This window comes from Aliiruegeria sabulilitoris (assembly GCF_001558155.1).
Classification (GTDB): Bacteria; Pseudomonadota; Alphaproteobacteria; order Rhodobacterales; family Rhodobacteraceae; genus Tropicimonas; species Tropicimonas sabulilitoris.
Window position 1 is genome coordinate 237,243 of sequence record NZ_LOAS01000003.1, and the last position, 14,861, is coordinate 252,103.

Genomic DNA, 14,861 nt, shown 5'->3' on the forward strand with positions numbered 1-14,861 from the left:
GCGAACCGAAGGATCGTCTGCACGCGCTACGCGGCCTTCCTTGCGGCCTAGTCCTGCGCCTGGCGGATCGGATCGGCCAGCAGGCGCAGCCCGTTGAGAACCACCAGCACGGTGCCGCCTTCATGACCGATCACGGCCAAGGGCAGGGGCAGGTGAAAAAACAGTCCGGCCGTAACCAGTGTTACCATGGCGCCTGAGGCGAAGATGAGGTTCTGGCGGATGATGCGCGCGGCGCGCTGTGCGAGCTTGTGCGCTGCCGCCAGCCGGCGCAGGTCATCCGACAGCAGGGCCACGTCGGCGGCCTGAAGGGCGACCTCGGAGCCGGCCACGCCCATCGCGATGCCGACATCGGCCCGGGCCAGGGCGGCGGCGTCGTTCACGCCGTCTCCGACAAAGGCCACGCGGGTCTTTTCGGCCAATCCGGCCACGATCTCCACCTTGTCCTCCGGGCGCAGGTCGGCATGGATGGCGTCGGGCGCGAAGCCCAGTTCGGCACCCACCCGGTCGGCCACGGCGCGGCGGTCCCCGGTTACCATGGCGAGGTGGCCGACCCCGCGCCGGCGCAGCGCATCCAGCCCGGCGCGGGCGGTTGTGCGCGGCTCGTCCGCAACCATCGCCACGCCGTCGATACGCGCCCCGCGCCCCATCATGATCAGCGTCATCGGCGTGTCGTGCAGCGCGGCGAGGAAGGCCGGGCAATCCATGGGCGCGCTGTGTTTGGCCATGCGGTTGGCCAGCCGTTCATTGCCCGCCCAGACGACGCCTATGTCATCGAGGCCGACGATGCCTTCGCCCGGCACTGCGCGCGCCTCGCGTATCTCGGTGGGGACGACCTGCCGTTCCTTGGCGGCGCGGCGGATCGCTTCGGCGATCGGATGTTCGGACTGGGCCTCCAAGCCGGCCAGGCGCGCGAGGAACGCGGTTTCGTCGCCGGTGCAGTGGATGCCGCTCAGCTCTTGCCGGCCGGTGGTCAGGGTGCCGGTCTTGTCGAAGGCGAAGGTGGTGACCGAGGCGAGGGTTTCGAGCGCCGCGCCGCCCTTGAAGAGCACGCCGCCGCGCGCCGAGGCCGAGAGCGCGGACAGGATCGCCGCGGGAACCGAGATCACGATGGCGCAGGGGCTGGCCGCCACCAGCAACGTGGCGGCACGGTAGAGCGCCTGGTTCCAACCATTGCCAAGCAGCAGGAAAGCCAAAAACGCCAGCGCCGAACCAACCAGCACGGCAATCGTGTAGCGTTGGCCGAACCAGTCGGAGAATTGCTCGGAGGGGGCACGGGCTGCCTGTGCTTCCGTGACGAGCGCGATCATGCGCGCCACGGTGCTTTCCGCGAGCGGTCGGTCGACGCGCACCGCGAGGATTCCGTTCTGGTTCACGGTGGCTTCGAAAACCTGCGCGCCGGGGGTTTTCAGGACCGGAACCGATTCCCCGGTAATGCTGGATTCATCGATCTCGCCTTCGCCTTCGAGCACCTCGCCATCCACCGGCACGCGCGCGCCAGGGCGCAGGATGACCACGTCGCCGGGAACAAGCGCCTCGAGCGGGACCTCCTCGGTGCCGGCATCGGTGCGGCGCAGCGCTGTGTCGGGCCGCAACTCCATAAGCGACTCGATGGCGCGCCGGGCGCGGCCCATGGCGCGTTCCTCCAGCGTGGTCGACAGGCTGAAAAGCGCCAGCAGCACGCCACCCTCGAAAGCGGCGCCAACCAGCGCGGCGGCCAAGGCGGCGACCACCATCAGCAGGTCGATATCCAACTCATGCTCGAGCCAGAGCGCTTCCAGCGCCCGCAGCCCGGCCGGAACGCCACCGGCGGCGTAGACGAGAAGCAGCGCGAGGCTTCCGGCCACAGGCCCCCATGCGAGCTCGGAAGGCAGGAGCCAATGCGCAATGGCAGCCAACAGCATGCCCGCCAGCGTCAGCCCGGTCAGGATCAGCGGCTTGTCTTCATCCTTGATCCTGAACATGCTGACGGCCCCGATTTGTCATGGAAACGCAGCCGTCCTACCCTGATGGCCACGCGCCCTCCATCGGACATATTGTCGAGGTCCGGTCTTGGGGGGCGCGTGCCGTTTCACGGGCTTTGCTTGGTTGTGCTGTGCGCCGAAATGCTCAGCCTGCCTCGGCCTCCATCACATTGGTCTTCACGGCGACAAAACTGTCCGGCGTGACCGAGATCGAGCCGATCCCGGCGGCCACCAGCAGGCGGGCAAAGCCCGGATCGTTGCTCGGTGCCTGTCCGCATAGCCCGATCTTGGCCCCTGCCGCGTTGGCCTTGGCAATGACCGTCTCGATCATCCACAGCACCGCAGGATCACGCTCGCGGAACAGGTAGGCCAGCCCCGCGCTGTCGCGGTCGATGCCCAGCGTGAGCTGCGTGAGGTCGTTGGAACCGATGGAGAAGCCGTCGAAGCGCTTGGCGAACTCTTCGGCAACGATCACGTTCGAGGGGATCTCGCACATCACGTAAACCTCAAGCCCGTTTTCGCCCCGCACAAGCCCATGTTCGGCCATCACCGCGAGCACCTTGTCGGCCTCCTCGGGCGAGCGGCAGAAGGGGATCATGACGAGCACGTTGTCGAAGCCCATTTCCTCCCGCAGCCGCTTGATGGCCAGGCATTCGAGGGCGAAGCCGTCCTTGTAATCGTCCGAGTAGTAGCGAGACGCGCCGCGGAAGCCGATCATCGGGTTTTCCTCGCCCGGCTCGAACTGTGCCCCGCCCAGCAGCGCGGCGTATTCATTCGTCTTGAAATCGCTCATCCGCACGATGCAGGGGTTCGGATACCAGGGAGCCGCGATGCAGGAGAGCCCCATGGCGAGCCGCTCGACGAAGAAGTCCTTGCGGTCCTCGTAGCCGAGCGTCAGCGCGTCGATGGCCGCCTTGTCCTCGTCGGATTTCAGCTGGTCGTAACGGGTCAGCGCCAGCGGGTGGACCTTGATCTCGTTGCTGATCACGAATTCCATCCGTGCCAGCCCGACACCATCTGCCGGCAGCCGCCACCAGCGCATGGCCGCGCCCGGGTTGGCGAGGTTCAGCATCACCTTGGTGCGGGTCTCGGCCATCTCGCCGAGCTGGGTTTCCTGCACCTCGATCTCCGCCTTGCCGGCATAGACCATCCCACGGTCGCCCTCGGCGCAGTTCACCGTCACCATCTGGCCGTCATGCAGCACATGGGTCGCCTCGCCGGTGCCGACGATGGCCGGCAGGCCAAGTTCGCGGCTGACGATGGCGGCGTGGCTGGTGCGCCCGCCATGATCGGTGATGATCGCGGAGGCGCGTTTCATGATCGGCACCCAGTCCGGGTCCGTGATCGAGGTGACGAGGATCGCCCCGTCCACGAAGCGCGCGATATCGGCGGCGCTTTCAATCAGGCAGACCTCGCCAGCAGCCACGGAGAGGCCAACGCTCAGCCCTTCGAGAAGCTTCTCGCCGGCATTCTTCATGCTGTAGGATCTGAGTACCTCGCCACCGACGCGGGACTGTACCGTCTCCGGCCGGGCCTGAACAATGTAGAGCTTGCCGGTCTCGCCGTCGCGGGCCCATTCCATGTCCATCGGCTGGCCGTAATGGTCCTCGATCGTGCAGGCCATGCGAGAAAGTTCGAGGATCTCTTCATCCGAAAGCACGAACTGCGCCTGTTCTTTGCGCGAGCAGGCCACGTTGCGCGTCTTGGCGCCGGTGGCCCCGCCATAGATCATCTTGATCTCCTTGGCCCCGAGCGCCTTGTGCATGATCGGCGTGGTGCCGGGGCGGCCGAGGAAGGGCTTGTAGACCTGGTACTCGTCCGGATCGACCGCGCCCTGAACCACGTTTTCGCCCAAGCCCCAGGCGGCGTTGATCAGAACAACCTTGTCGAAGCCGGATTCGGTATCGAGGCTGAACATCACGCCGGAGCCGCCGATGTCGGAGCGCACCATGAGCTGGACGCCGATGGAGAGCGCCACCGCCAGATGGTCGAACCCCTTCATCGTGCGATAGGAAATCGCCCGGTCGGTGAAGAGCGAGGCGAAGCAATGCCGGCAGGCACGCAGCAGTTCTTCCTCGCCGCGCACGTTGAGGAATGTCTCCTGCTGACCGGCAAACGAGGCGTCCGGCAGGTCCTCTGCCGTCGCGCTGGAGCGCACGGCCACGGAAGGTTCGGCAATCCCGACACGCTCACCCAGGGCGCGATAGGCGGCGCGGATATCGGCCTCGATCTCGTCAGGCCAGCGCCCGGCGCGGATTTCGGCGCGGATCAGCTTGCCGGCCTCCTGCAACGTGACACGTTCGCGGGCGAGATCCTCAAGCGTGCTTTTGACAAGCGCCTGCAGGTTGTTCTCCCGGATGTAGCGCCGATAAACGTCCGAGGTGGTCGCGAAGCCCGGCGGAACGGCGATTCCCCTTTCGCCAAGCATGCGCACCATTTCTCCCAGCGAGGCATTCTTGCCGCCCACTTGCGGCACGTCCTCGCGTCCCAACTCTTCAAACCAGACAAGATTTTTTGCTGTATCGTACATGGAAGCTCCTCCCAAAGATCGACACACGTATCCCGTTTGGAGTGTAGCGTTTTTGCACCCCGCGCGCGTTGATCGGGGTCATGGAATGCCGGGATTCGCAGCGGAAATTTGCGGAATTTCAGCCAACTTCGCCGAGCGCGGTTACGAGACGTGCTGCCGTTTCCCGCACGGCTTCGGACAGCCCCTTGCCGGGCGTGAAATCCACCCCCTCGATCCCGATCACCTCCAGCCTTGCGGGAAGCCGTCCCAGCCGCCGGGCAAGCTCCACCGCTTCTGCCAGGCCGAATTCGTGCGTGGAGTTGTGAAAGAGCGGGCGGGGCAGGGGCGTGGCTATGGCATCGAAGCGGGTGAGGGTGCCCGCGGGCGCGCCGCTGCGGGTCGCGTCGATCAGCACCAACGCTGCTTCGGTGTCGAAGAGGTCGATCAACCCGGCGCCATCGGTTTGCCAGATACGCGCCCGCTGGCCGGTCTCGTTCAGCTGTTGCGCGATCCACGGCCCGACGCCGTCATCGCGCCGCAGCGGGTTGCCGATCCCGACATGCAGGCGCCCCTCAGCCACGTTCGACCGAGAGCTTGAGGAAATGCGTCGCGCAGGAAATGCAGGGATCGTAGTTGCGGATCACCTGCTCGCAGCGCCATTGCAGCGCAGCGTCGTCAAGCGCGAGCGATGCGCGGATCACCCGTTCGAGGTCGGCCTCGATCTGCGGTTGGTTCTGCGAGGTCGGTGGCACGATGGTGGCCGTCACGATCTGCCCGGCCTCGTCGATCTCGTAGCGGTGATGGCAGATGCCGCGCGGCGCCTCCGAGCAGCCCTGGCCGGTTCCCGCCCGTGGCGTCAGCGGTACCGAGGGCGGATCGGGCGGCACATAGGCGCGCGCCAGCCGCAGCGCTTCCTCGCAGGCATATTGCACCTCGACCATGCGCACGAGGATCGACTTGAACGGGTTGCATTCAACCTCGTTCAGCCCGCAATCCTTGGCCGTCTGTTTGGCCGTGTCGGAGAGCCGTGCCCGGTTCAGCGCGTAGCGCGCGAGCGGGCCGACGAGATAGGCCGATCCGTTCCGCATCCGGCCATGCAAGGCCATGGAGCGGGCCACTTGTTCTTCCATGAAATGCGCGTGGAAGGCATCGACGGCGATATCGAGCCCGGTGCTGGTGGCGATCCGGCCGGTTTCGATCGGGTAATGCTCCGGGTGCACCAGCGCCACGAAGATGTAGTCGCACGCGTCCTCGGGGAAATCGAAGCGGGCAAAGCGCAGCGCCATCTCGCGCGCGGCGGCGATGCCCCATTCCAACTCTGGAAGGAGCGCGACGATCTCGGCGCTGTCGGGCGCCTTGAAGAAGCCGCCGACCCGGGTGTTGATCGGGTGGACGGCCCGCCCGCCGATCACCTCCATCAGGTCATTGCCGAGCTTCTTGAGCCGCAGTGCCGTGGTCACAAGCTCCGGATCGACCTCGGAGATCGCGATCACATCGTGTAGCCCAAGGAAATCCGGCGCGTGCAGCATGGCGGCGTGTAGCACGTGGCTCTGGATCCACTCGCCGCAATACATCAGCCGGCGCAGCGCGGCGATCTCCGGCGTGATCTCCACGCCCCAGGCTTGCTCCACCGCCTGGCTGGCCGAGGTGATGTAGGCCACCGGGCAGATGCCGCAGATGCGGCTGGTGATGTCTGGCGCCTCGGTGGCATCACGCCCCTGAAGCAACCCTTCGAAAAAGCGCGGCGGTTCGAAGATGCGAAACTCGACGATCTCCACTTCCCCGCCTCTGATCCGGACATTGAGCGCCCCTTCGCCTTCGACGCGGGCAAGGGCATTCACCGTGATTTTCCGCTCAGTCATGCCGTGCCGCCTCCTCGGAAAATGCCGCCGCGCCCGAATTGAAGTTTCGGTAGAGCGCCGCAATCGCATGGCCGTTCAGTCCAAGCGCGTCGAGTTGCTCCGAGAGTGCCACGCAATTCGCCCCTTCGACCGGGCCGAAACAGCCGTAGCAACCGCGCCCGACGCGCGGGCAGAGATTGCCGCAGCCCGCACGTGTGACCGGCCCAAGGCAGGGGGTGCCATTGGCTACCATCACGCAGGCCGTGCCGGCGCGCTTGCACTCGACGCATTGCGACACTTCGGGCAGATCCGGTTTGCGCCCTGCGAGTGCGGCGGCGACGAATTCCAGCAATTGTTGCCGCGAGACAGGGCAGCCACGTAGCTCCGCGTCGACCGTGACATGGGCTGCAATTGGCGTCGAGCGGTCCAGAACCTCGATCAGCTCCGGCACCGGGTAGACTGCCTGCACCAGATCCCCGAGCGCGCGCGTGTTGCGCAGCGCCTGTATCCCGCCCGCCGTGGCGCAGGCACCGATCGTGACGAGCAGCTTGGAGGCGGCGCGGATGGCATGGATGCGCTCGGCATCGGCCGCGGTGGTGATCGAGCCTTCGACGAAGGAAATATCGTAGGGGCCGGTTTCGACCCGGCTGCTGGCTTCGAGGAAATGCGCGATATGGACGGCGCCCACGATATCCAGCAATTCCTCCTCGCAATCGAGCAGGCTCAACTGGCAGCCATCGCAGGAGGCGAATTTCCAGACGGCGATGCGCGGCTTGTCCATCTCAGATCTCCCGTATCCGGAGCCGCTCGGCGATCCTGTCCCAGCGGAAAACCGGGCCGTCCCGGCAGACGAAATCGGGCCCGAACTGGCAGTGCCCGCAGCTTCCTGTGGCGCATTTCATGTTGCGCTCCATGCTGATCCATTGCGCCGAGGACGGCACACCCATGTCTTCGAGCGCAAGGCAGCAATGACGCATCATCACCTCCGGCCCGCAGACCAGCGCGCTGACATTTGCCGGATCGCACCCTTCCAGCGCCCGCTCGAGCCGCGTCGTGACCACGCCCACCATGCCGGTCCAGCCCGGAATGGCCCGGTCCACCGTCAGCGACAGGCGCAGAGCGCCGCCGCCCGCCCAATCGGCCAGTTGCGCGGGGTAAAGGATCTGCGACGGGCTACGCGCCCCGACCAGGAGGGAAATGGAGCGGAAGGCGGACCGCATGGCGAGCGCCTGAAGGATCGCGGACCGGAGGGGGGCAAGGCCGAGCCCGCCGGCAATGAAGAGCAGGTCGCGCCCCGTCTGGTCGGTCAGGGGCCAGGGCGTGCCGAACGGTCCGCGCAGGCCCAGAGTGGCGCCTTCGCGCAGAGCGCAGAGCGCGCCCGAGACCGCCCCGACATTGCGGATCGTATGGAGCAGAGCGCTGTTATCGGAGGGGTTGCCGGAGATGGAGATCGCGATCTCGCCCACGCCAAAGGCGTAGAGCATGTTGAACTGCCCCGGTCTGCCGGCATCCAGCGTGCCGTCGACGGGGAGGATCGCCAGCGTGCTGACATCGGACAATTCGGGGCAATTCTCGACAACCCGGAACAGCCGGGGCAACAGGGCCGACGGTATCCGGACCGGGTCAATCATCGTCGCGCCCGTAAAGATCGGCCACCTGAAGTCGTTGCGCGCGGAACCGCGCGGCCAGATGCGGCAGCCAGTATTTGAACAACTGGTAGCCCAGCATCGGGTCCGCGTCGCATTTGCCCCGCAGGCAGGCGGCGTCGAGCGCGACGCAGGAGACCTCTGTCATGGCGCGGGCGTCGAACATCGTCCGGTAAGGCGGGATCAGCCATCCCCAGCCGAGAATGTCGCCGCCATGGACCGTCTCGACCACGGTGGGCGCGATATGGGCGGCGGAAATCTCGATGGCGACATCGCCCGTGCGCAACACATGGACCAGCGCCGCCGGCTCCCCCTCGCGCTGGATCATCTCTCCCGCGCCGAAATGGAGATTGCGGGCGCATCCGGCCAGCATTTCGATCGAGTCCGTGTCAAAGCGGCCCAGGATCGAATGTTCGGACAGAAGCTCTGCGATGCTTTGTGTTTTCATGACCTACTCCCCCTTGGCCAAGGCCCCCGCCTCGGCAACCAGATCTATCCCCGCCGGACACCACGTGATGCATCGCCCGCAACCGGTGCAGCCGGAGCTTCCGAACTGTTCGTGCCAGCTGGACAGCTTGTGCGTCATCCACTGGCGATAGCGCGCGGCGGTGCTGCTGCGGACCGGGCCGCCATTCAAGAAGCTGAAATCGAGCGAGAAACAGCTATCCCAGCGTTGCCACCGCTCGGCCGTCTTGCCGTCGAGCGATGTACGGTCTGTCACATCGGTGCAAAAACAGGTCGGGCAGACGGCGGTGCAATTGGCGCAATGCAGGCAGCGACTGGCGATTTCCTCCCAATGCGGGTCGTCTGGAACTTCTTGCAGCCGCTTAGCGATCTTCGCCGGCATGGCACGGGGCTGGGAGGTGGCTGCAGCTTCGATCCGCAGGGCGGCTTGCTGAACCTGCGCAGGCGTCGCGGTGGGCAGGGCGCGCCCTTCGAGCATCGCCGTCCCATCTTTGCTGCCGATCTCTACCAGAAGACCGCCTTCGATTTCCGTCAGCGCCAGGTCATGAGCCGACCGCGCCCCCGGCCCGGTCTGCATGGAGGCGCAGAAACAGGTCTCCGCGCTGCGCCCGCAATTGACCGCCACGATCCGCGTGGCCGCGAGGCGCGTGGTATAGGCGGGATCGCCCGCGCGGCGGAAAACCTCCGCCTGCCGTGCAATGGCGGCCAGATCGCAGGGGCGGACACCGAAAAAGATCGTTGCTGGCCAGTCCTCCGTGTCAGGGGTTACCTCGAAACCGGTCTCGCCGCGCCGTGCCGACCAGAGCTTGCGCTCGGGCGGGTGCAGCCAGCGCTTCCAGCCTTGCGGACCGACAACGGCATCGAACCAGCGCTCGCTATCGCCGGGCACCAGCCGGTATCGGCCCGGCGCCTGTTGGTCGGTATATCCTCGCGGCAGCGCGTCGGGGTCGTGCAGGATGTCCGGAACAAGCGCATCATCGCGCAGGAGCGGCGCGATAACGCGCCACCCTGCCGAAAGCCAGTCCTCCAGCAATCGGCGTGGATCGGTCAGAAAATAGCTCTCCGCCATCGCTGCCTCCGGCAATCCTCCCGCTTCGGCGCCCGCGCGGCCGTGAGCCGCGGCCGATGCCCTATAATTCTTGATTTTGATCGGTCTGGCGTTGACGTGGGTCATGGCGGGGCGCCGCGCGGAGTGCGACAATTGCGGCGGGAGGAATCCAACATGCTTGGGACGATCCGGAAGGAGTCCGGAGGGACTCGAGGTGCGTCTCTTCCCCATCCGGACGAGACGCGTGAAACGTTCACCTGGGACATTGCGGAGGCCATGCTGGACGGCCTGCCGGACGGCGCGCTCAACATCGCCCACGAGGCGGTGGACCGCCATGTCGCCGCCGGCCACGGCGCGCAGGTCGCGATCCGCTGGCTCGGCAAGGGTGATGCCCGCGAGGAGATCACTTATGCCGATCTTGCCGAACGCACATCGCGCTTTGCCAATGTGCTGATGGCGCATGGGCTGGAGCGCGGCGACAGCGTTTTCGGCCTGATGGGGCGGGTGCCCGAGCTTTACGTGACCGCGCTTGGCACGTTGAAGGCGGGGCTGATCTTCACGCCACTCTTCTCGGCCTTCGGGCCGGAGCCGATCCGTACCCGCATGGAAATCGGTTCGGCGAAGGCGCTGGTGACGACCGAGTCGCTCTACCGCCGCAAGATTGCGAAATGGTGCGCCGAGATCCCGACGCTGAAATTGGTGCTGATCGTCGGCGACGAGGCGCCCGAGGGTTGCGTCGCCCTTGCTCCGGCGATGGCAGAAGCCAGCCCGGAATTCGAGACCGCGCGGACCATGCCCGAGGACCGGGCGCTGATCCATTTCACCTCCGGCACCACCGGAAAGCCCAAGGGCGCGGTGCATGTGCACAAGGCGGTGATGTATCACGCGATGTCCGGGCACTACGCGCTGGAGCTGACGCCTGGCACGATCTACTGGTGCACCGCCGATCCCGGCTGGGTGACCGGCACCTCCTACGGCATCATTTCGCCGTTGGTGAACCGGGTGACGATGATCGTCGACGAGGCGGAGTTCGATCTCGACCGCTGGTACGGAACCGTCGAGCAGGAGAAGGTCGAGGTCTGGTATTCGGCGCCGACCGCGATCCGCATGATGATGCGGGCAGGGGACGAGGCGACGAAGCCCTATGACTTCTCCGGCCTGCGTTTCCTGGCCTCTGTCGGGGAACCGCTGAACCCCGAGGCGGTGGTCTGGTCGAACCGGGTCTTCGGCAAGCCCTTCCACGACAACTGGTGGCAGACCGAGACCGGCGGCATCATGATCGCCAACCTTGCCGCACAGGACGTGCGGCCCGGCTCCATGGGCAAGCCCATGCCGGGCATCAAGGCCGGGATCGTCGAGCGCACAAGCACCGGCGTGAAGGAGCTTGGCGACGGCGATATCGGCGAGCTGGCGCTGCGGCCCGGCTGGCCCTCGATGATGCGGACCTATCTCGACGAGCAGGCGCGCTATGACAAGTGCTTCGTCGATGGCTGGTACCTTTCGGGCGATCTCGCGATGCGGGATGCAGAGGGCTATTACTGGTTCGTTGGCCGTGCTGATGACCTGATCAAATCCTCCGGTCACCTTGTCGGCCCGTTCGAGGTCGAAAGTGCGCTGATCGAGCACGAGGCGGTGGCCGAGGCGGGCGTCATCGGCGTGCCGGACGAGACGGCGGGCGAGGTCATCAAGGCCTATGTCACGCTGGTACCGGGCTTCACCCCAAACGAGGAGCTTGAACGCTCGATCCGCGGCCATGCTCGCAAGAAGCTCGGACCGGCCGTCGCACCGCGCGAGATCGTCTTCCGCAACACGCTGCCCAAGACCCGTTCGGGCAAGATCATGCGCCGCCTGCTGAAGGCGCGCGAACTGGGCCTGCCCGAGGGGGATATTTCAACCCTGGAGACTGACGAGACATGACCGTGATGGACAAACCGCGCCTGACGCGAGACCACGTCCTGTCGCTGCTGACGGGAATGATCCGGATCCGGAAGTTCGAGGATAAATGCGCTGAGCTCTATCAGCAGGAAAAGATCCGCGGCTTCCTGCATCTCTATGACGGCGAGGAGGCGATTGCCGCCGGGGTGATCCCGGTGCTAGGCCCCGATGACAAGATCGTCGCCACCTATCGCGAGCACGGCCAGGCCTTGGCGCGCGGGGTGCCCATGACCGAGGTCATGGCCGAGATGTACGGCAAGGCCGAGGGCAGCTCGGGTGGCCGTGGCGGCTCGATGCATGTCTTCGACGCCGCGACCAATTTCTACGGTGGCAATGCCATTGTCGGAGGCGGGCTGCCGCTGGCAGCCGGCATCGCGCTGGCCGACCGGCTCAGGGGCGACAACCACGTCACTGCCTGCTTCTTCGGCGATGGCGCGGCAGCGGAGGGCGAGTTTCACGAGACGATGAACCTCGCCGCGCTTTGGAACCTGCCGGTGCTGTTCGTGTGCGAAAACAACGGCTACGCCATGGGTACCGCCATCGAGCGCTACGATTCCGACACCGATATCCACGACAAGGCCACGGCCTACGGCATCGAAAGCCGGCAGGTCGACGGCATGGACGTGGTCGCGGTGGAAGTCGCGGCGCGCTCTGCCATCCGGCACATCCGGGAGAACGGCAAGCCGGTCTTCCTGGAGTGCAAGACCTATCGCTTCCGGCCGCATTCGATGTTCGATGCGCAGCTCTATCGCAGCAAGGAAGAGATCGAGAGCTGGCGCAAGCGCGGCCCGATCCACCGCTTCCAGGACTGGTTGCTGGAGAACGCATTGCTGCACCCGGAGGATATCACCCGGATCGAGGAGATGGTCGATGCCGAGATCAAGCTCGCCGTCGATTTTGCGGAGAACGGGACATGGGAGCCGGTGGAGGACCTGGCCAAACACACCATGGCCGAGCCGCGCCCGGACCCGCTTCCGGTAGCGCCCTCTGGCCAGACCGAGGAGGTGACCTATCGCGAAGCCGTCAAGCAGGGCATCCGCGACGCGCTCAAGCGCGACAAGCGTGTCTTCCTGATGGGCGAGGATGTGGGCGCCTATGGTGGCTGCTACGCGGTCTCCAAGGGCCTGCTGGAGGAGTTCGGCGAAGAGCGAATCCGCGACACGCCGCTCTCGGAATCCGGCTTCACAGGCGCAGGGATCGGGGCTGCCGCCAATGGCATGCGGCCCATCGTCGAGGTGATGACGGTGAACTTCTCGTTGCTCGCACTCGACCAGATCCTCAACACCGCCGCCACGATCCGCCACATGTCGGGTGGGGCCTTTGGCGTGCCGGTGGTGATCCGCATGGCGACCGGCGCGGGCAAGCAATTGGCCGCGCAGCACTCGCATTCGCTGGAAGGATGGTTCGCCCATATTCCGGGGCTGAAGGTGCTGGCACCCGCCACGCTGGAGGATGCCCGCGGCATGCTCTGGACGGCACTGGAAGACCCCGACCCGGTGCTGATCTTCGAAAACGTGATGCTCTACAACCGCACCGGCCAGTTGGACCGGAATGCCGGCCCGGTGGATATCTCGAAGGCCGCGATCCGACGGCAGGGCAATGACGTGACGCTCATCACCTATGGCGGTTCGCTCCACAAGGCGATGGAGGCCGCCGAGGCGCTGGCCGCAGACGGCATCGAAGCCGAGGTGATCGACCTGCGGGTGCTGCGTCCGCTGGACGATGCGACTATCATGGAATCGGTGGGCCGCACGCGGCGGGCGGTGATTGTCGATGAAGGCTGGAAGAGCGGTTCGCTCTCGGCCGAGATCGCGGCGCGCATCCATGAGCAGGTCTTCTGGTACATGGACGCGCCGGTTGGCCGGGTCTGTTCGGCCGAGGTGCCGATCCCCTATCCGGCCCATCTGGAGCAGGCCGCCATCCCGCAGGTGCCGCAGATCGTTGCCGCGGCCAAAGCCACGCTGGGGAGGTGAGCCATGGGCGTGTTCCAGATGCCAAGCCTTGGCGCCGACATGGAAGCCGGAACGCTGGTTGAATGGCTTGTCGCGCCGGGGGACGTGGTGAAGCGCGGGGACATCGTCGCCGTCGTGGAAACCCAGAAAGGGGCTATCGAGATCGAGATCTTCGAGGACGGGATCATTCAGTCGCTGGATGCGGAGATAGGCGCCAAGCTGCCCGTCGGCGCCCCGCTCGCGACGATCCTGGCCAAGGGGGAGGCGCCGTCGTCTGCTCCGGCGGCGCCGACAACCGGAACGGTTCCGGAGGCGGTCGCGCCTGCGCCCGAATTGGCGACGGTGCCACCCGCTGCCTCTGAATGCCTGCAACCAAGGCCCGCCACGCTCGGCATCGCCGCCTCCCCGGCGGCCCGGCAACGGGCGTCCGAACGTGGCGTGGACCTTGGCGCGCTCAAGGGCAGCGGCCCGGGCGGGGCCGTGGTTCTCGCTGATGTCGAAGCTACCGCGCCCGCGAGCCGTGAAACGCCCAAACCCGCGAAGCCGGCCGATGCCATGGCCGAGATGCGCAAGGCCATTGCGGCGGCGATGCAGCGCTCCAAGCGCGAGATCCCGCATTTCCAACTGTCCCAGAGCGTCGATATCCAGGCCGCTTCCGACTGGCTGGCGGCTCGAAATAGCGATGTTCCGCCTGCGCAGCGTATCCTGCTTGGTACCCTCTTCATGAAGGCCGCGGCGCTTGCGGCGGCCAAGGTGAAGGAGATGAACGGGCATTACGGCGCGGAGGGCTTCACGCCCGCGCCACAGGTCAATCTCGGCGTTGCCGTCGCCCTGCGCGGTGGCGGGTTGATCGCACCGGCCATCCCGGAGGCCGACACGCTCGCGCTGCCCGACCTGATGGCGGCGATGAAGGACCTCGTTGCCCGTGCCCGTGCCATGCGCCTGCGCTCCTCGGAGATGACCAGCGGAACGCTGACCGTCTCTGCATTGGGCGAAAAGGGAGCTGACGCGATGGCAGGCATTATTTTCCCGCCGCAGGTGGCGCTTCTGGCCATCGGTGCGCCGAAGATCCGGCCATGGGTGGTGGAGGACACGGTTGTCCCGCGGCTTCTCGCCACTTTCACCCTTTCCGCCGATCACCGCGTCAGCGATGGCCGTCAGGCCAATCGTTTCCTCGCCGAGATCGAAGCGGCTTTGCAAAACCCGGAGGCCCTATGACACAGGATGAAGCAAGAACCGTCTTTCTGGAGGAACTCCTCAGGGTCGCTCCGGACCTGGAGTTCGACGAGATCGGTGAAGACGACCACATCCAGGACGATCTCGAATTGGATTCGATGGATGTTCTGAACCTCGTGGCCGCGATTCATGCGCGCCTCGGAGTGGATATTCCCGAGAAGGAGTATGTGGAGATCGCCACGCCTGCGCTGGCCGCTTCTTATCTGAGCAGGAGAATGGCGGCCTGAGAGGGAGCCACAATCAGCCAATCGTGGAAATGGAAGTGGGG

Annotated in this window: 12 protein-coding genes; 4 read left to right on the top strand and 8 right to left on the bottom strand. The window is 65.9% G+C overall.

Features of this window, described 5'->3' with window-relative positions; genetic code table 11:
• Positions 1–47 precede the first annotated feature (47 nt).
• From AX756_RS05545 to AX756_RS05580, 8 genes are all read right to left on the bottom strand, one after another.
• A complete protein-coding gene (locus AX756_RS05545; RefSeq protein ID WP_068309456.1) occupies positions 48–1,961 on the bottom strand; it encodes a heavy metal translocating P-type ATPase in 1,914 nt (637 codons plus the stop codon).
• Positions 1,962–2,106: 145 nt separating this feature from the next.
• A complete protein-coding gene (ppsA, locus tag AX756_RS05550) occupies positions 2,107–4,491 on the bottom strand; it encodes a phosphoenolpyruvate synthase (RefSeq protein ID WP_068309457.1) in 2,385 nt (794 codons plus the stop codon).
• A 118-nt stretch (positions 4,492–4,609) separates the two neighbouring features.
• Positions 4,610–5,050: a hydrogenase maturation protease gene (locus AX756_RS05555; protein ID WP_068309458.1), complete on the bottom strand. Its 441-nt coding sequence runs from the start codon at positions 5,048–5,050 to the stop codon at positions 4,610–4,612.
• Complete coding sequence (locus tag AX756_RS05560; RefSeq protein ID WP_068309459.1) at positions 5,043–6,332, bottom strand: Ni/Fe hydrogenase subunit alpha; 1,290 nt, start codon at positions 6,330–6,332, stop codon at positions 5,043–5,045. The genes AX756_RS05555 and AX756_RS05560 overlap by 8 nt, the downstream gene beginning before the upstream one ends.
• Positions 6,325–7,092, bottom strand: coding sequence for an NADH-quinone oxidoreductase subunit B family protein (locus tag AX756_RS05565; protein WP_068309460.1), 768 nt, complete (start codon positions 7,090–7,092; stop codon positions 6,325–6,327). The genes AX756_RS05560 and AX756_RS05565 overlap by 8 nt, the downstream gene beginning before the upstream one ends.
• A 1-nt stretch (position 7,093) precedes the next feature.
• Positions 7,094–7,942, bottom strand: a complete 849-nt coding sequence (locus tag AX756_RS05570; protein WP_068309461.1) for an FAD/NAD(P)-binding protein — start codon at positions 7,940–7,942, stop codon at positions 7,094–7,096.
• Positions 7,935–8,405 (bottom strand): cyclic nucleotide-binding domain-containing protein, encoded by a 471-nt coding sequence (locus AX756_RS05575; protein WP_068309462.1) that lies wholly within the window; start codon positions 8,403–8,405, stop codon positions 7,935–7,937. Before AX756_RS05575 ends, AX756_RS05570 begins: the two co-directional genes overlap by 8 nt.
• 3 nt (positions 8,406–8,408) lie before the next feature.
• Positions 8,409–9,491, bottom strand: a complete 1,083-nt coding sequence (locus AX756_RS05580; RefSeq protein WP_068309463.1) for a 4Fe-4S dicluster domain-containing protein — start codon at positions 9,489–9,491, stop codon at positions 8,409–8,411.
• A 153-nt stretch (positions 9,492–9,644) separates the two neighbouring features.
• On the opposite strand from AX756_RS05580, the gene acsA reads away from it, so the two are divergent.
• From acsA to AX756_RS05600, 4 genes are read left to right on the top strand one after another with little or no spacing between them, the layout of a single operon-like run.
• Complete coding sequence (gene acsA / locus AX756_RS05585) at positions 9,645–11,387, top strand: acetate--CoA ligase (protein WP_068309464.1); 1,743 nt, start codon at positions 9,645–9,647, stop codon at positions 11,385–11,387.
• A complete protein-coding gene (pdhA, locus tag AX756_RS25010) occupies positions 11,384–13,378 on the top strand; it encodes a pyruvate dehydrogenase (acetyl-transferring) E1 component subunit alpha (protein WP_231700985.1) in 1,995 nt (664 codons plus the stop codon). Before acsA ends, pdhA begins: the two co-directional genes overlap by 4 nt.
• A 3-nt stretch (positions 13,379–13,381) precedes the next feature.
• Complete coding sequence (locus tag AX756_RS05595; protein WP_068309465.1) at positions 13,382–14,575, top strand: dihydrolipoamide acetyltransferase family protein; 1,194 nt, start codon at positions 13,382–13,384, stop codon at positions 14,573–14,575.
• A complete protein-coding gene (locus tag AX756_RS05600) occupies positions 14,572–14,820 on the top strand; it encodes an acyl carrier protein (RefSeq protein ID WP_068309466.1) in 249 nt (82 codons plus the stop codon). The genes AX756_RS05595 and AX756_RS05600 overlap by 4 nt, the downstream gene beginning before the upstream one ends.
• Positions 14,821–14,861: the final 41 nt, after the last annotated feature.